Annotated in this window: 14 protein-coding genes and 1 pseudogene; 3 read left to right on the forward strand and 12 right to left on the reverse strand. The window is 70.6% G+C overall.

Translation table 11 applies throughout. The features are described 5' to 3' along the window. Nucleotides 1-149: 149 nt before the first annotated feature. The 3 genes from ACFVXA_RS17605 to bldG form a co-directional block, all read right to left on the reverse strand. Nucleotides 150-2555, reverse strand: a complete 2406-nt coding sequence (locus tag ACFVXA_RS17605) for a sodium-translocating pyrophosphatase (protein ID WP_362026982.1) — start codon at nucleotides 2553-2555, stop codon at nucleotides 150-152. Nucleotides 2556-2911: 356 nt separating this feature from the next. Beyond that, nucleotides 2912-3349 carry an ATP-binding protein gene (locus ACFVXA_RS17610; RefSeq protein WP_362026985.1) on the reverse strand — a complete coding sequence of 146 codons (438 nt, stop codon included), beginning with the start codon at nucleotides 3347-3349 and terminating at the stop codon, nucleotides 2912-2914. 98 nt (nucleotides 3350-3447) lie between these two features. Then, a complete protein-coding gene (bldG, locus tag ACFVXA_RS17615) occupies nucleotides 3448-3801 on the reverse strand; it encodes an anti-sigma factor antagonist BldG (RefSeq protein WP_362026988.1) in 354 nt (117 codons plus the stop codon). Between the two features lie 154 nt (nucleotides 3802-3955). Between bldG and ACFVXA_RS17620 the strand changes: the two genes are divergently transcribed. Continuing rightward, nucleotides 3956-6334 (forward strand): DEAD/DEAH box helicase, encoded by a 2379-nt coding sequence (locus ACFVXA_RS17620; RefSeq protein WP_383907684.1) that lies wholly within the window; start codon nucleotides 3956-3958, stop codon nucleotides 6332-6334. A gap of 252 nt (nucleotides 6335-6586) precedes the next feature. Here ACFVXA_RS17620 and ACFVXA_RS17625 read toward each other — a convergent pair. The 7 genes and pseudogenes from ACFVXA_RS17625 to ssd all read right to left on the reverse strand — a co-directional run. Continuing rightward, nucleotides 6587-6910: pseudogene (locus ACFVXA_RS17625) on the reverse strand (Rv3654c family TadE-like protein); the annotation flags it as partial. 209 nt (nucleotides 6911-7119) lie between these two features. Next, nucleotides 7120-7527 carry a TadE family type IV pilus minor pilin gene (locus ACFVXA_RS17630; protein ID WP_389749686.1) on the reverse strand — a complete coding sequence of 136 codons (408 nt, stop codon included), beginning with the start codon at nucleotides 7525-7527 and terminating at the stop codon, nucleotides 7120-7122. Then, entirely contained in the window at nucleotides 7514-7738 is a 225-nt protein-coding gene (locus tag ACFVXA_RS17635) for a DUF4244 domain-containing protein (RefSeq protein ID WP_390025474.1), read from the reverse strand. The genes ACFVXA_RS17630 and ACFVXA_RS17635 overlap by 14 nt, the downstream gene beginning before the upstream one ends. Before the next feature lie 103 nt (nucleotides 7739-7841). Further along, complete coding sequence (locus ACFVXA_RS17640) at nucleotides 7842-8630, reverse strand: type II secretion system F family protein (RefSeq protein ID WP_390025476.1); 789 nt, start codon at nucleotides 8628-8630, stop codon at nucleotides 7842-7844. Beyond that, complete coding sequence (locus ACFVXA_RS17645; protein WP_383907790.1) at nucleotides 8627-9460, reverse strand: type II secretion system F family protein; 834 nt, start codon at nucleotides 9458-9460, stop codon at nucleotides 8627-8629. The genes ACFVXA_RS17640 and ACFVXA_RS17645 overlap by 4 nt, the downstream gene beginning before the upstream one ends. A gap of 32 nt (nucleotides 9461-9492) precedes the next feature. After that, entirely contained in the window at nucleotides 9493-10692 is a 1200-nt protein-coding gene (locus ACFVXA_RS17650) for a TadA family conjugal transfer-associated ATPase (RefSeq protein ID WP_362027003.1), read from the reverse strand. A gap of 224 nt (nucleotides 10693-10916) precedes the next feature. Next, nucleotides 10917-12011 carry a septum site-determining protein Ssd gene (gene ssd, locus ACFVXA_RS17655; RefSeq protein ID WP_362027006.1) on the reverse strand — a complete coding sequence of 365 codons (1095 nt, stop codon included), beginning with the start codon at nucleotides 12009-12011 and terminating at the stop codon, nucleotides 10917-10919. 596 nt (nucleotides 12012-12607) lie between these two features. On the opposite strand from ssd, the gene ACFVXA_RS17660 reads away from it, so the two are divergent. Then, nucleotides 12608-13441, forward strand: coding sequence for an HAD family hydrolase (locus ACFVXA_RS17660; protein WP_384026335.1), 834 nt, complete (start codon nucleotides 12608-12610; stop codon nucleotides 13439-13441). Nucleotides 13442-13797: 356 nt separating this feature from the next. Here the strand turns inward: ACFVXA_RS17660 and ACFVXA_RS17665 are convergent, their stop codons facing one another. Then, complete coding sequence (locus tag ACFVXA_RS17665; protein ID WP_390025478.1) at nucleotides 13798-14622, reverse strand: oxidoreductase; 825 nt, start codon at nucleotides 14620-14622, stop codon at nucleotides 13798-13800. Nucleotides 14623-14723: 101 nt separating this feature from the next. Between ACFVXA_RS17665 and ACFVXA_RS17670 the strand changes: the two genes are divergently transcribed. Further along, a complete protein-coding gene (locus ACFVXA_RS17670; RefSeq protein WP_362027014.1) occupies nucleotides 14724-15704 on the forward strand; it encodes an ATP-binding protein in 981 nt (326 codons plus the stop codon). A gap of 87 nt (nucleotides 15705-15791) precedes the next feature. On the opposite strand, the gene ACFVXA_RS17675 is transcribed toward ACFVXA_RS17670, so the two are convergent. Continuing rightward, nucleotides 15792-17063 (reverse strand): hypothetical protein, encoded by a 1272-nt coding sequence (locus ACFVXA_RS17675; RefSeq protein ID WP_362027017.1) that lies wholly within the window; start codon nucleotides 17061-17063, stop codon nucleotides 15792-15794. Between the last annotated feature and the right edge of the window lie 265 nt (nucleotides 17064-17328).

Here is a 17328-nt window from a genome sequence, read left to right on the forward strand (position 1 = left end):
TTCCTGCTGTTCTTTTGTTTTTCTCTTCCCGTGGTCTACACCCCCCCGGGGGGGGCGGCCCCCCCCCCCAACCCCCCCCCCCCCCCCGCCCGTTGACCCGCATCCGACCAGGCACGGGGTCCGTGCCTCGCCGGACGGAGGCCTTGCGGCTACGAAACCACCGCAGGGTCAGGTGACTTGGTCACCCTTTCCGCGTTGCCTTCGTCACCCACGGCGATCCCGCGCCGCTTGGAGATGTACACCGCGCCCACGATCACCACAAGCGCGAGGACGGCGATGAGAACCCGTACGGCCACGTTCTTGTCGTCGCCGTACGAGAACTTGACGACCGCGGGCGCGATGAGCAGCGCCACCAGGTTCATCACCTTCAGCAGCGGGTTGATCGCGGGTCCCGCGGTGTCCTTGAACGGGTCGCCGACCGTGTCGCCGATCACCGTCGCGGCGTGCGCCTCGCTGCCCTTGCCGCCGTGGTGACCGTCCTCGACGAGCTTCTTCGCGTTGTCCCACGCACCGCCGGAGTTGGCGAGGAAGACCGCCATCAGCGTGCCGGTGCCGATCGCGCCCGCGAGGAACGAACCGAGCGCGCCGACCCCGAGCGTGAAGCCGATCGCGATCGGGGTGAGGACGGCGAGCAGCCCGGGCGTGGCGAGTTCACGCAACGCGTCCTTGGTGCAGATGTCGACGACGCGCCCGTACTCGGGCTTCTCGGTGTAGTCCATGATCCCGGGGTGCTCGCGGAACTGCCGCCGCACCTCGTAGACCACGGCCCCGGCGGACCGCGAGACCGCGTTGATCGCCAGCCCCGAGAAGAGGAAGACGACCGCGGCGCCCGCGATGAGACCCACCAGGTTGTTGGGCTGGGAGATGTCCATCATCAGGTTCATCGGCGCGCCCGCGCCGGAGACCTTCTCGCCCACGTCGCTCGCGGCCGTGGTGATCGCGTCCCGGTACGAGCCGAACAGCGCGGAAGCCGCGAGGACGGCGGTCGCGATGGCGATGCCCTTGGTGATGGCCTTGGTGGTGTTGCCGACGGCGTCCAGGTCGGTGAGCACCTGCGCGCCCGCACCCGTGACGTCGCCGGACATCTCGGCGATGCCCTGCGCGTTGTCGGAGACCGGTCCGAAGGTGTCCATGGCGACGATGACGCCGACCGTGGTGAGCAGTCCGGTTCCGGCGAGGGCCACCGCGAAGAGCGCCAGCATGATCGACGTACCACCGAGCAGGAACGCCCCGTACACGCCGAGCCCGATCAACAGGGCGGTGTAGACGGCCGATTCGAGACCCACCGAGATACCGGCGAGGACGACGGTGGCCGCGCCGGTGAGCGAGGTCTTGCCGATGTCCCGTACGGGACGGCGGGTGGTCTCGGTGAAGTAGCCGGTCAGCTGCTGGATCAGCGCGGCCAGCACGATGCCGATCGCGACCGCGACCAGCGCGAGGATCCGCGGATCGCCGCTCTTGGCCTTGATCGCCGCGTCCGTGACACCGCTCAGATCGGCGTACTTCGCCGGGAGATAGATGTAGACGGCCGTGGCCACCAGCACCAGCGAGATCACCGCGGAGATGAAGAAGCCGCGGTTGATCGCGGACATGCCGCTGCGGTCGGAGCGCCGGGGCGCCACCGCGAAGATGCCGACCATCGCGGTGAGTACGCCGATCGCCGGCACGATCAGCGGGAACGCGAGACCGGAGTCGCCGAACGCCGCCTTGCCGAGGATCAGCGCGGCGACGAGCGTGACGGCGTACGACTCGAAGAGGTCGGCCGCCATGCCCGCGCAGTCGCCGACGTTGTCGCCCACGTTGTCGGCGATGGTCGCGGCATTACGCGGATCGTCCTCCGGAATGCCCTGCTCGACCTTGCCGACCAGGTCGGCGCCGACGTCGGCGGCCTTGGTGAAGATGCCGCCGCCGACACGCATGAACATGGCGATCAGCGCGGCACCGAGCCCGAAGCCCTCCAGGACCTTCGGCGCGTCGGCCGCGTACACCAGCACCACACACGAGGCGCCCAGCAGACCGAGCCCCACCGTGAACATGCCGACTACGCCGCCCGTGCGGAAAGCGATCTTCATGGCTTTGTGCGAGACGGCGGTGAGATCCTTTTCGGGCTCACCCTCCGCCGGGGTCGCTTCCCTTGCCGCGGCGGCCACGCGGACATTGCTCCGTACGGCGAGCCACATACCGATATAGCCGGTGGTCGCCGAGAACGCCGCGCCGATCAGGAAGAAGATCGATCGGCCCGCACGCTGATTCCAGTCGTCCGCGGGCAGCAGCATGAGCAGGAAGAACACCACGACGGCGAATACGCCGAGCGTGCGCATCTGCCGCCCCAGGTAGGCATTCGCGCCCTCCTGGATCGCCGTAGCGATCTTCTTCATGCTGTCGGTGCCCTCGCCCGCCGCGAGCACCTGGCGCACCAGGATCCCGGCGACCGCGAGCGCCGCGAGCGCGACGGCCCCGATGACCATCACGATGAGACGATTGTCGTCGGTCAGTACTGCGGCTGCGAAGGTTGTGGGTTGGTCAAACTGATGAGGGGTAGAAAGCCCCGCCATTCGTCCTCCTTGACGCCTGTGCTGAGCTCAAGATGTGGACGGATTGTAGGTACCGGAACCTGATCAAAACAGTGCTCGGTAAACGGAATTGGCCTACACATGCTCTTCAGCAAATGATCGACGGGCTTCCAAGGAACCCAAAAGAGGTAATGCCCCAAAAGCGTTGACGCTTGATCAAATAATCGCGTGATTGATCGTGAATTAATTCACGAAAAGGCTGAAGCCCAGGCGGCACAGGCGAAGGCGCCCAGGCGGGGCATACACGGGGCATGCAAAAAGGGCCCCGCCGAGCAGGGCCCTTCGTGTGTGTACGGAGATGCAGCCGGGTCTGGGATCCGGCTGCGCTGGGGAGGTGATCAGGGAACGAGCACGGCCGGCGGCGTGGTGGGCCAGCTCATCCTGATCAGTCCGCCGTTCTCCCCGGCGGTGACCTCCACGTCGTCGACGAGGCCGCTGATGACCGCGAGGCCCATCTCGTCCTCCTCGGCGTCCGCGTCCGAGCCACCGGGGGATGCGCCGGGCACCGTCTCACCGGGCGCCGTACGCGGCGCCTCGTCGCCGACCTCGATGGAGAACTGCTTCTCCTCCTCGATCAGCGTCACCCGCACCGGCGCCGAGATGCCGCCGCTCTGGTGAAGTCCGACGGCACGAGAGCAGGCCTCGCCGACGGCGAGCCTGACCTCGTCGAGTACGGCCTCGTCCACTCCGGCCCTGCGCGCCACCGCTGCCGCCACCAGTCGGGCGGTCCTGACGTGCTCGGGCAGCGCGCTGAAGCGGAGTTCAACGGTGGCCATGCATCCCCCTCAGACTACGGGCGTGCTGTCTGGGGACCGGGCCGAGGGCCCAGTCCCCCCACTTGTTCGGACCGGGCCCACGACCCGGGTGACGGTGGTCAGTCGGTGGCGTTGACCGCCTCCTCCACCGAGGTGTGGATCGGGAACACCTTGGTGAGACCGGTAATACGGAAGATCTTCAGAATGCGCTCCTGGTTGCAGACCAGTCGCAGCGAGCCCTCATGGGCCCGCACACGCTTCAGGCCGCCCACCAGCACGCCGAGCCCGGTGGAGTCGAGGAAGTCCACGCCCTCCATGTCGACGACAAGGTGGAAATTGCCGTCGTTCACCAGCTCGACCAGCTGCTCGCGCAGCTTGGGCGCGGTATATACATCGATTTCGCCGCCGACCTCGACGACCGTACGGTCGCCGTTAGGGCCGGACACATTGCGAGTCGACAGAGACAGGTCCACGGATCCTCCAGCACCTTGCTATCGAGCGGTCGCCCCATGGGACACCTCGGCAGAGCCCCCTGGACGGTTCGCCAGCCGCGATGGCATTCAATCACTTACGGCAGGCGTGCACGACGCCTTGGGTCCATTGTCCGTCACGCCAGTGACACACTCGATGCCGATGGCCAAGAATCACCGATCCGATCGATCCTCGACGGACACCGCTTCCCGCCCCTCGCCGGGCACGGTCCTGGACCGGCTCGCCTCGGGGCCGAGCCGGGCTTCGCGCATCACTCATACGGAGCACTTGCCCCCGCGTGCGGGTCGCCATGCCGTCTGGCCGGACCGGATCCGCTCGGAGGTCATCGCCGCGGTCCAGGCCGCGGGCATCGAACACCCCTGGGCCCACCAGGCACGGGCCGCCGAGCACGCCCTGGACGGTGAGTCGGTGATCGTCGCCACGGGCACGGCCTCCGGCAAGTCCCTGGCGTACCTCGCCCCGGTCCTGACAGCCCTCCTGGACGGCTCCGAGGCCCCGAACGGCCGCGGCGCCACCGCCCTGTACCTGGCCCCGACGAAGGCCCTCGCGGCCGATCAGTGCCGATCGGTGAAGGAACTTTCACAACCTTTGGGCCATGCCGTACGCCCAGCCGTGTACGACGGTGACACTCCCTTCGAGGAACGCGAGTGGGTCCGTCAGTACGCCAACTACGTCCTGACCAACCCCGACATGCTGCACCGCGGGATATTGCCCTCCCACCCCCGCTGGTCCTCCTTCCTGCGCGCCCTGAAGTACGTCGTCATCGACGAGTGCCACACCTACCGCGGCGTCTTCGGCTCCCACGTCGCCCAGGTGCTGCGCCGGCTGCGCCGCCTGTGCGCCCGCTACGGCGCCTCCCCCGTCTTCCTGCTGGCCTCCGCCACCGCCGCCGAGCCCTCGGTCGCGGCACGCCGGCTGACCGGCCTCCCCGTCGTCGAGGTCGCCGACGACGCCTCTCCCCGTGGGGAACTGGTGTTCGCCCTCTGGGAGCCCCCGCTCACCGAGCTGCACGGCGAGAAAGGCGCACCCGTACGGCGTACCGCCACCGCCGAGACGGCCGACCTACTGACCGACCTCACCCTCCAGGGCATGCGCTCGATCGCCTTCGTACGGTCCCGGCGCGGCGCCGAGCTGATCTCGGTGATCGCCCAGGAACGCCTCGCCGAGATCGACCGCTCACTGGCCCGGCGCGTCGCCGCCTACCGCGGCGGCTACCTCCCCGAGGAACGCCGCGCCCTCGAGCGCGCCCTGCACTCCGGCGAACTCCTAGGCCTCGCCGCCACCACCGCCCTCGAACTCGGCGTCGACATCTCCGGCCTGGACGCCGTCGTCATCGCCGGCTACCCGGGCACCCGCGCCTCCCTGTGGCAGCAGGCGGGCCGCGCGGGCCGCTCGGGGCAGGGCGCGCTGGCGATCCTCGTCGCCCGCGACGACCCGCTGGACACGTTCCTCGTGCACCACCCCGAGGCGCTGTTCGACCAGCCCGTGGAATCCACCGTCCTCGACCCCGACAACCCTTACGTCCTCGCCCCGCACCTGTGTGCAGCCGCCGCCGAAATACCCCTCACCGACGACGACTTGGAGCTGTTCGGGCCGGCCACCGCCGGCCTGCTGCCGCAGCTGGAGGCCGCGAAGCTGCTCCGCCGCCGGACGAAGGCCTGGCACTGGACGCGCCGGGAGCGGGCCGCCGACCTGACCGACATCCGCGGGGAGGGCGGCAGCCCGGTGCAGGTCGTCGAGGCCGGGACCGGGCGACTGCTCGGCACGGTCGACGCGGGCGCCGCGCACACGGCCGTCCACGAGGGTGCGGTTCACCTGCACCAAGGCCGCACGTACCTGGTGCGCAAGCTGGACCTGGAGGACTCCGTCGCGCTGGTCGAGCAGGCCGACCCGCCGTATTCGACGGTCGCCCGCGACACGACCTCCATCGCCGTCCTGGAGACCGACGTCGAAGTCCCCTGGGGCGACGGCCGGTTGTGCTACGGCTCCGTCGAAGTCACCAACCAAGTCGTCTCCTTCCTACGTCGACGTGTCATCACCGGCGAAGTGCTCGGCGAGACGAAACTCGACCTCCCTCCTCGTACGCTCCGTACCCGCGCCGTCTGGTGGACGGTCACCGAGGACCAGCTCGACGCGGCCCGCATCAACCCGGAGATCCTCGGCGGCGCCCTGCACGCCGCCGAGCACGCGTCGATCGGCATGCTGCCGCTCTTCGCCACATGCGACCGCTGGGACATCGGCGGCGTCTCCATCCCCCTGCACCCGGACACGCTCCTGCCCACCGTCTTCGTGTACGACGGCCACCCGGGCGGCGCGGGGTTCGCCGAGCGTGCCTTCCACACGGCCCGCTCCTGGCTCACCGCCACCCGCCAGGCCATCGCCTCCTGCGAGTGCGACGCCGGCTGCCCCTCCTGCATCCAGTCCCCCAAGTGCGGCAACGGGAACGATCCCCTGCACAAACGGGGGGCCGTACGGCTCCTCACAGAGCTGCTGCGGGCGGCACCGGAGGACTGAGCGCGACTCAGAGCGACTCAGAGCGACTGAGAGCGACTGAGAACGCGTGACGGCTTCGGAGCGAGGCTTGAGCGCCGGGGCGGAGGCGGAGGCGGCTTTGAGCGCGTGGCACCTCCCGCGAACGGGCTCAGTGCGAGATGCGGCGCGGTAGCTCCCGCCGGGCCGGAGTCCACCCGCCCGGGTGTGTCCGGTGTCTCCTGTCGAACCGTGCTCGGCCGGCGCAGTCGGTCCCCCCGCACCAGGTTCGACGAACCCCGCCGGCCCCGCTCTCGACCTGACCTGCGCGGCGAACGGGCCCCGTCCCGACGTCGCCGTCACGTCCGAGGTCTCGCCCTCGACCGCGCACCGGACGAGCCGAGTGCGCTGGGCCCGGGCCACACGATCCGCCTTGGCACAGGCCCCCGTTGAGCCGTCCATCCAGTGGTCCGCCGCGGCGAGTGCCGCCATGTCGGCCGCCCCCGCCGCGCGGTGCCGGGTCACGACTGCCTGTCCCATGGCCAGCACGGCCCCGAACACGACACACAACACGGCGATCGCCCCGACGGCCCAGACGGTCGCCGATCCTCTGTCCGAGTCAAGAGCCCGCCTGCCGCGAAGGGGGCGCGCGTCCCAAAGGAGACGTGCGTCGAGAAGGAGACGCGTGTCCCGACGGGCGCGTGCATCCCGACGGAGGCGTGCGTCGCACAGGGTCCACCTATCCCGAGGCGTCCACGAGTCCCGAAGGGGCTTCTCCCCCGCGCGGGCCCTCATCCCCCGGAGAGTCCGCGCAGCCCAACCACCTCCCCTCATCGGCCCACCACCCCCACCGTCTCCTCCGCCAGAGCCACGGCCTCGTCGCTCAGCTCCACGGAGAGCGCGCCGGGGCCCGGCGTACGCGCGGTGACTCTCACTCGGACCAGGTCGTCCTCCCGGCTCACCGTGACCCGCGCGCCCCGCGGTGCCGCCCGGTGCGCCGTCGCCAGGACCTTGTCGGGCGGGTCCTGGCGGGCCGCCGCGCGGGCGCCCGCCCTCGCCGCGTCCACGCACTGGATCTGCGCGGACGCGGCGAGCAGGGCCCAGACCAGCGCCATTCCGACAAGCACCAGCGAGGGCAGCACCACGGCAGCCTCCGCGGTCACGAATCCACGGTCCCGACAACTGCGCGGACAGCTCCCCGTCGCCGGCGTACGCAGGCCCCGTTCACATCTGGACATTGAGCGCCCGCCCCACGATGCCCTGCAGCTCCCCGCCGACCTGCCCGCTCGTCACCACCTTGTAGAGCACGGCCGCGAACGCCACCGCCGCGATGATTCCCACCGCGTACTCGGAGGTGACCATCCCCGCGTCCCTCCGCACCGCCAGGCCGAGCATCCACGCCCGCACCCGCTCACGTCCCCGAACGACTCCTCGTACCGTCTTGCGCATCTCAACCCCCGTAAGGTTCAACCCTGTTGATCACTAGCCGTGCTCACTTGCCAGTGCGTTCACTTGATCACTTGCCGGTCTCGCCCGTCTGCCGTCACCCCCCTCACCCACCACCACCTCGCAACAACCCCCCGGCCAGCCCGATCACCACGGGCAGTACGCCGATCGCGATGAAGGCGGGCAGAAAGCACAGCCCCACGGGCGCGGTGACCATGACGGCCGCCCGACGTGCTCGGGCCGTCGCCCCGCGCCCCCATTCGGCGCGGGCCTCCGCGGCCAGCCGCCCGACGGGCACCGCCGCGGGCACGCCCGACTCTCCCGCTCGCTCCAAGAGGCGCGCCAACCCCTGAGCACCCGGCATCGACGCCAACGCCCGCCACGCTTCGGCCGGTTCACCGCCGAGCCGGACCTCGGCCGCGCCGCGCGCGAGGCGCTCCCCTACAGGGCCACCCAGGGCCTCGCCCACGGCCTGGGCCGCCACCACGGGGCCCGCCCCGGCGGCGATGCAGGCGGCCACCAGGTCGGCCGCGAGCGGGACTTGCCGGGTGGCCCGCGCCGTGTCGTACGCCTCCGCCTGCCCCGATCCCGGTCCCAACCGCCGCCGCCACCGCCAGACCCCGAGCCCGGCAGCCAGCCCCACCAGCACCCCGGCGAGACCCCCGACCAGCACCCAGCCGGCGCACACCACCCCCGCCACCGGCAGCCATCGCCGCCCCGCGCCCCGCACTTCGAAGCGCCGTCTCGCAGGCGTCTCCGCCAGGGCCAGCAGCGCGGTCAGTCGTCGACGCACCCGCCGTTCGTGCCGCGCCGCCCAGAACGACTGGGCCAGCCACCCGAGCGTCAGCGTCCCGCACATCACCGCCCCCAGCCTGTGGACAACTTCCCCGCTCATGCCTCCTCAGCTCCCCTCACGATGCGCAGCGCCCACCACAGGCCCACGCTCTCCAGCACCCCGCCGACCAGCAGGCAGCCCAGTCCGGCGCCGGTGCGCAGCAATACGTGCAGCGGATCGGCGCCCAGCGCGGTGCCGAGGAGGAGCCCCAGGACCGGCAGACCCGCGAGCATCACGGCCGTCGAGCGGGCTCCGGCCAACTGGGCTCGTAGATCGGCCCTTTGGTCACGCTCGGCGCGCAACGCGCCCTCCAGTCGGTCGAGTCCCGCCGCGAGACCCGCGCCTCGGTCCACCGCCACCCGCCAGCACGCGGACAGTCCCGCCAGCCCGTCCGCACCCGGCTGCCGTGCCGCATCGGTGAGAGCGCCCGGCACATCCCCACCGAACTTCGCCGCCGCCAGCACCACCGACCGTGCCTCGCCGAGGCCGCCCGCATCACGCGCTGCCCGGAGCAGCGCCTCGCCCGGCTGCCGCCCGGCCCGCACCTCCCCGGCGAGGGCACCGCACAGGGCGATCACCGCATCGCCCCGACGCTCCCGCTCCCGCCTCGCCTCCCCGGCCCGCCGTACCCGCCTGAGCAGGGGAACTCCGGCCGCTCCGAGGAGCAGGGGCACCACGGACGCGCCCAACAGCGCGAGCACCAACCCGGCCACCAGCGACCAGCCTTCGGCCCGCAGCCGCCCGCGCACCCGCCGCCATCCGCCGAGCGCCCTCTGCCACGACGGCGGACCGGCCGTCACCACCCCGCCGCCCGCGCACAGCAGCCGCGCCCTGCGCGCACCCGAATCCCAGTCGCCCATCAACCAGGCCGCCGCCCCGGCACACGCCATGGCCGCCCCCACCGACAGCTCACCGACCGCCCTCACCACAGCCCACTCCCTTCACTCCCGTCCCGGAGCAGCCCCCGCAGCCGCTCCCAGCCCCGCTCGTACGCGAACGCCTCCGCGCCCCACCGCAGCGCCGGCACCGTCACCACCAGCCCCGACGAGTCGCGCTCCAGCACATGCACCTCAGCGATCCGCCGCCGCCCCGCCCGGTCGCGTACGAGATGCAGGACCACGGACAGCGCCGCCGCCAACTGGCTGTGCAGGGCCGCCCGGTCGAGCCCCGCGGCCGTACCCAGCGCCTCCAGGCGGGCCGGGACCTGCGCCGCCGCGTTCGCGTGCACCGTGCCGCAGCCGCCCTCATGGCCCGTGTTCAGAGCGGCCAGCAGGGACACGACCTCCGGCCCGCGCACCTCGCCGACCACCAGCCGGTCCGGTCTCATGCGCAAGGCCTGCCGGACCAGGTCCTGCAACGCGACGAGCCCCACGCCCTCCTGGTTGGCGGGACGCCCCTCAAGACGCACCACATGGGGATGGTCGGGACGCAGCTCCGCCGAGTCCTCGGCGAGCACGATCCGCTCCCCGGGTCCGACCAGCCCCAGCAGCGCGCTCAACAGCGTCGTCTTGCCGGAGCCCGTCCCTCCGCTGATCAGGAAGGACAGCCGGGCGTCCAGCAGGGCTCTCAGCACCCGGTCCCCGCCGGGCGGCACCGTCCCCGCGGCCACCAACTCGTCGAGCGTGAACGCCCGCGGCCGTACGACGCGCAGGGACAGACAGGTGGAGCCGACGGCGACCGGTGGCAGCACCGCGTGCAGGCGGGTGCCGTCCGGAAGCCGGGCGTCGACCCAGGGGCGGGCGTCGTCGAGCCGTCGTCCGGCCACGGCCGCGAGGCGCTGCGCGAGGCGTCGTACGGCCGCCGCGTCAGGAAAGGAGACGGCCGTCAGCTCCAGGCCGCCGCCCCGGTCCACCCAGACCCGGTCCGGCGCGGACACCAGCACATCGGTGACGGACGGGTCGGCGAGCAAGGGTTCCAGCGGGCCGCTGCCCACCAGCTCGGAGCGCAATCGCTCGGCCGCGCCCAGGACTTCGGCGTCCCCGAGCACCCTTCCCTGTTCGCGCAGTGCCTGTGCCACGCGCGCGGGGGTCGGCTCGGAGCCGCTCTCGGCAAGCCACTGCCGCACTCCGTCCAGCAGCTCCGTACCCTCATCGGGCAGCGGGCCCGCATGCCCGTACGGCATCCCCTTACGGGCATCGCGCAGTTCAGCACGCCCGCCCAACAAGCCCGCATGCCCATCCCACGCTTCCGTCGGCCCGTTGGGCAAGGCCGCGTGCTCGAACGGCAACCTCCCACGCCCGTCCCGAGGTCCCGCACGCCCCTCCGGCGAGCCCGCAGGCCCCTCCCGCGCCCTCGCACGCCCCTCAAGCCCCGCCCCGCGGTCCATCCTCGTATCGGCGTCCCAGCTCATACGCCCCCGCCTTCCACAGGGAGCCGGTCCCAGAAGGCCGCGCAGAACCGGGCGAGCGGTCCTCGGGCCGCTCCCCCGGGTGGCGGACCTCCGTCCAACGGCGAGGGTTCGGCGGGCACTTCGCCCACCAGGGGCAGTCCGAGCAGCCGGGCCACCTCGCGGTCGTCGAGCCCCGGCGCGTAGGGACCGCGCACCGCGACCCGCAGATCGCGCAGGACCATGCCGACCGTGGACGCCACCCGGCCGGCCGCCGCGATCGAGCGCAAGTCGGCGGGGACCACCAGGAGCCCCAGGTCGAGCTGGGCGAGCGCCTCGGCGACGCCCTCGTCGATACGGCGGGGCAGGTCGACGACCACCGCTCCGCCCCGCCGTCGGGCGGCGGCCAGCACCGCTCGTACGGCTTGCGGGGGGATGGTGACGGAATCGCCGCGATCCCAGCTCAGGACGCGCAGTGCGTGCAGTTCGGGAAGGGATTCCTCCAGAGCGCCGCCGCCGACTCGGCCGCGGGACGCGGCGAACGCCGGCCAGCGCAGACCTTCGGCCGTCTCACCGCCCAGGAGTACGTCGAGTCCGCCGCCCAGCGGATCCGCGTCCACGAGCAGGGTGCGCCGGCCCTCGCGCGCCGAGGTGACGGCGAGCGCGCACGCCAGCGTGGACGCTCCGGCCCCTCCGCGCCCGCCGAGCACGCCGACCGTGAGAGCGGGCCTGCCGACTCCTTCGGCCACGTCGGCGATGCGGTCGACCAGCCATTGCTCGCCATCGGGCAGCATCAGGACATGGTCGGCACCGATCTCGACCGCCCGTCGCCAGACACCGGAATCGTCCTGATCCCGGCCCACCAGCACCACTCCGCGTCTGCGCGCGGCTCCGCGCACCCGGAGCGCGGCGTCGTCGCCGACCAGGACGAGAGGTGCCGCCTCCCAGCTGCCCCTGTGCTCCGGCACACCGTGGTGGACCTCCGGCCTGGCGCCCGCTGCCGCGCACAGGCGCAGCAGGTCGTCGAGCAGGTCGGCGTCCTCCGTGACGATCAGTGGTCCGCCCTGCCGCCCCTCGGCGGCGGGCGGCCGGTCGTGTGTGATGGCTCCTGCCACGATCTCCAGCCCCCTTCGCTGCATCTTGCGCGGGGCCCGCAGGGTCCTCTGCGGACCCGCGATTCCCGCTCGTGTGAAGAACCGGCAAGCGGCCTCCATATGAACTGCCGATACGAACCGGCCAAACGCGCCCGACAAACGGAACCGGCCATGAACTCGCCGGGACGAACTTGCCGCGAGCGGAGCGCGCTGGAATCACGGTGCAGCGATCCAGGAAATCGTGTGGATCTTGGTCGATAACTGTGGACAACTCAGCGGCTGTGAATATCGCCTTCACCCCTACCGGTGACCCCTGTGCAACTTCCGCAGAGCAGCCTCGCGGCTACACACAGTGACGGATCACGCGCACGCGGAGAGGACGGTCACAGCGGTGACAACAGGGCCCCGAGGCCGCGCAAAAGAGGGAGAAAACCCATCCGGACATGCGACGACCCCCGCCGGGGGGGAGAGCGGGGGTCGTCCCCACGGCCGACTCGGGGGGGGAGGAGTCGGACCGGGTTAGCACGGTCGCGAACGATCCGTGACTTCCATGGTGTACCCGAGAGCCCTCTCAGGCAAACCCACGCGCCTCACCTTACGCCGAATGGTGGGCGCCTATGCTCGGCCTCGTGGAAAACCACTCCTTGCCTCGCACAGCAGCCTTCTTTGACCTGGACAAGACGGTCATTGCGAAGTCGAGCACGCTCACGTTCAGCAAGTCGTTCTACCAAGGCGGGCTGATCAACCGCAGGGCCGCGTTGCGCACCGCATATGCCCAGTTCGTGTTCCTGGCGGGCGGCGCCGACCACGACCAGATGGAGCGGATGCGCAAGTACCTCTCGACGCTGTGCCGCGGGTGGAACGTCCAGCAGGTCAAGGAGATCGTCGCCGAGACGCTGCACGACCTGATCGACCCGATCATCTATGACGAGGCCGCGTCCCTCATCGAGCAGCACCACACCGCCGGGCGCGACGTCGTGATCGTCTCCACGTCCGGCGCCGAGGTGGTCGAGCCGATCGGCGAACTGCTCGGCGCGGACCGTGTGGTGGCGACCCGCATGATCGTGGGCGAGGACGGCTGTTTCACCGGCGAGGTGGAGTACTACGCGTACGGGCCGACCAAAGCCGAGGCGATCAAGGAACTGGCCCTCTCCGAGGCGTACGACCTCGCGCGCTGCTACGCCTACAGCGACTCGGCGACGGACCTGCCGATGCTGGAATCGGTCGGCCATCCGCATGCGGTGAATCCCGACCGCGCGCTGCGCCGCGAGGCACTCGCCCGCTCGTGGCCGATTCTCGACTTCCATCGCCCGGTCCGACTGAAGCAGCGGCTGCCCACTCTGTCCGTACCGCCGCGTCCGGCACTCGTCGCGGCGGTAGCCATAGGAGCGGCGGCGGCCACAGCGGGACTCGTCTGGTACGCCAGCCGCCGCCGCGCGACGGCGATGTGATCACCTCACGGCGGCACAGACAGCGCATCATGCCTGGTTAGTGCCCATTTGAACCTAAAAGTAAAGAAGTGCAGCCAGGGCTTCCGCTTGCTGCGGACCAGGAGTACAAAGAAGTTAACGGCCCGCGAGACCAAGGACATCCGAGAGGATCACCTTTAAACGCAACCGAGGCCCCACGGACCGCGCATGAACACCGAGCACCCACGCGACGTCGACCCGTCGATTACGGGCCAGCCGCACCAGGTGACGGGCAACAGTTCCCGGCCTGATGGGCAACATTCGAGGACGCTTGGTAACCCGGTGGACATGCCAGCGGCGGTACGAGACCTCGTACCGCCGCAACCCTGTTGTGGTCCCTACGCCGCCCCGCGCTGAAGCGCCTCGCAGACGGCCGTCGACTCCCTGACCCCCAGCTCAACCGCCTTGCCGCAGTGGGCGATCCAGCCAGCCATGCCCTCCGGGGTGCCTGAGGCGTAGCCGTCCAGAGCCGCCACATAGGCCGCGCGGCCGAGTTCCGCGTGGCCGACCTCCGCCGGGCAGACGGACTTCGGGTCGAGACCGCTGCCGACCAGGACGATGCGCTCGGCCGCGCGCGCGACGAGGCCGTTGTGGGAACCGAAGGGACGCAGGGCGAGCAGTTCGCCGTGGACGACGGCCGCCGTCACCAGCGCGGGGGCCGAACCGCCCGCGATGATCAGCTGCGAGAGGCCCTCCAGACGCCCGGCCACCTCGTGCGCGCCCGGAAGCGGCAGCTCGACGAGCGGCTCGTCGACCGGCTCGCCGTTCTGCCGCGGCCGGCCGACCTCGTCGCCCTTGTCGGCGGCCGCCACCAGGTGCAGTCGGGCCAGCACCCGAAGGGGAGACTGTCGCCAGATGGACAGGAGTTGGCCCGCCTCGGCGGTCAGCCTGAGGGCCGCGCCGACCATACGGGCCTCGTCGTCGGCGCTGAAATCGGTGCGGCGGCGCACCTCTTCGAGCGCCCAGTCGGCACCGGACAGCGCCGCGGAGCCGCGGGCGCCGCGCAGCGCCGCCTCGGACGTGATCTCGTTGCTGCGGCGCCGCATGATCCGGTGGCCGTAGACCCGGTCCACGGCCTTGCGGACGGACTCCACGGATTCGGCCACTCCGGGAAGCGAACCCAGGGCCGCGAGCGGATCGGCGGTCGCACCTGTCGTACTCATGAGTACGACCCTACGCACCCCGGCGGCCACGCCCACGAAGGAGTGGTCTTCTTCACGTACGACGGGCACTCCACGCAGTCACCCGACTACGCTTTGTGAACATGAAAATTGCTTTCGTAGGGAAGGGCGGCAGCGGCAAGACCACCTTGTCCTCGCTCTTCGTCCGCCACCTCGCGGCCTCCGGATCGCCGGTCGTCGCGATGGACGCCGACATCAACCAGCACCTGGGGGCCGCGCTCGGCCTCGACGAGACGGAGGCCGCCGGGCTGCCCGCGATGGGCGACCGGCTTCCGCTGATCAAGGACTACCTGCGCGGCGCCAACCCGCGCATCGCGTCCGCCGAGACGATGATCAAGACGACGCCGCCCGGCGAGGGTTCACGGCTGCTGCGGGTGCTCGAGAACAATCCGGTGTACGACGCCTGCGCGCGGCCGGTGGAACTCGACGGCGGCGCCGTCCGTTTGATGGTTACCGGCCCGTTCACCGAGGCCGACTTGGGAGTGGCTTGCTACCACTCGAAGACCGGTGCAGTGGAGCTCTGCCTGAACCATCTCGTCGACGGCCAGAGCGAGTACGTCGTCGTCGACATGACGGCGGGCTCCGACTCCTTCGCGTCCGGCTTGTTCACCCGCTTCGACATCACGTTCCTCGTCGCCGAGCCGACGCGGAAGGGGGTCTCCGTCTATCGCCAGTACAGGGAGTACGCGCGCGATTTCGGCGTCATCCTGAAGGTCATCGGCAACAAGACGCAGGGTCAGGACGACATCGACTTCCTCCGCGCCGAAGTCGGTGACGACCTCCTCGTCACCGTCGGGCACTCGGACTGGGTGCGCGCCATGGAGAAGGGGCGCCCGCCCCGGTTCGAGTTCCTGGAGGAGGCCAACCGGCACGCCCTTCGCACCCTGCAGACCGCCGCCGACGCCACGTACGAGCTGCGCGACTGGGAGCGTTACACACGGCAGATGGTGCACTTCCACCTGAAGAACGCGAGCAGTTGGGGCAACGCGAAGACCGGTGCCGACCTGGCGGCCCAGGTCGACCCCGGCTTCGTCCTCGGCGAAGACCTGGTGGCCACGGCGTGAGCCGCCGGTCCGCGGGGAAGCGCCACGGCTCGAGCCACCGGCCCGCGGGGAAACGCCACGGCTCGAGCCACCGACCCCGGGTCGCCGCTACGGTTTGACCGCCGGTGCCCCGGGGACGCCCTTCGGGGCAGGGGCGGGACGGCCCGAGAGGAAGGACGTCCAGCCCTGCTTCGGGGCCTCGCCGACATTGAGGCCGCGCAGCTTGTCGAGCGTGGCCGGGTCCTGGGCGTCCAGCCAGTCGGCGAGTTGCCGGAAGGACACGCAGCGCACCTCGGACTTGGTGCAGACGTTCTCGACGACCTGGTCGATGGCACGCATGTAGGTGCCACCGTTCCAGGACTCGAAGTGGTTGCCGATGATCAGCGGCGCGCGGTTGCCGTTGTAGGCGCGGTCGAAGCCCTTGAGCAGACCGTCACGCATCTGGTCGCCCCAGAGCTCCTGCTTGTCGGGGTCTCCCTGGGTCTGGGTGCCCGACTGGTTGACCATGAAGTTGTAGTCCATGGTGAGCTGTTCGTAGGAGTGGCCGGGGAAGGGCACGAGCTGCATCGACAGGTCCCACAGGCCCCGCTTCTTCTTGGGCCAGACCTGGTCGTTGACACCGCTGGTGTCGTAGCGGAAGCCCAGCTGGCTGGCCGCCTTCACGAAGTTCTTCTGTCCCTCCAGGCACGGCGTGCGGCCGCCGATGAGCTCCTTGTCGTAGTCGAAGGGCAGCGGGGGCGCCTTCTTCATCCCCGTGTTGGTCTTCCAGGACTTCACGAACGACTTCGCCTGGGCGATCTCGCTCTTCCACTCCGCGACCGACCACTCACCGACCCCGCCTTCGGTGCCGCAGAAGTGGCCGTTGAAGTGGGTACCGATCTCGTTGCCCTCCAGCCAGGCGTCGCGCAGCTGCTGAACGGTGTCCTTGATGCCCTGGTCGTCGTTGAAGCCGATCTCGGAGCTGCCGGGCGAGTGCTGCGGCGGCCGGTACAGGTCGCGCTTGTACTCCGGCAGCATGTACACGCCGCTCAGGAAGTACGTCATCGTCGCGTTGTTTGCCTTGGAGACCTCACGGAAGTGCGAGAAGAGCTTCTGGCTGTCCTCGCCGGCGCCGTCCCAGGAGAACACCACGAACTGCGGGGGCTTCTGGCCCGGCTTCAGCCGCTCGGGTCTGGGCAGATGCGGCTGCGCGCCGGTGTACGCGGTGGAGCCGTCGCCGATCAGGTGGGCCGCGCTCTTGGGCGCCTGGGCCCCCGCCGCGTCCTTCGCGCCGTGCGCGCCTTGTGTGGATCCGTTCGTATCGCTCGCGCAACCGGCGAGCGCGGTGGAGCAGGCCGCTGCGAGCGCTAGGCCCGCGGCGATCCGCTGAGTGGCGGCCATCTTCCGCCCTCCTTCTTCCCTCGGTCAGGGCAACGCTGGGTGGATGTTCTGTGGCGATATGCAGCGATTTGCCGACAGCGCCGCCAAGGTTGCACGGGACCGAGAAGGAATAAATACGACAAGCCGATGAAATGCTCGGTTCATCCTGGAGGGTGATTTGGTGCCCCATATGCTCCGAAAGTTCGCACTAGACCTTTACTGTCCATTACGATCCGTTTACCGAACGTTGAAAATCCCGCCGCTGCACGCCGTGACCCACGGCCGC

Origin of the sequence: Streptomyces sp. NPDC058246, from assembly GCF_042881985.1 — a bacterium.
Classification (GTDB): domain Bacteria; phylum Actinomycetota; class Actinomycetes; order Streptomycetales; family Streptomycetaceae; genus Streptomyces.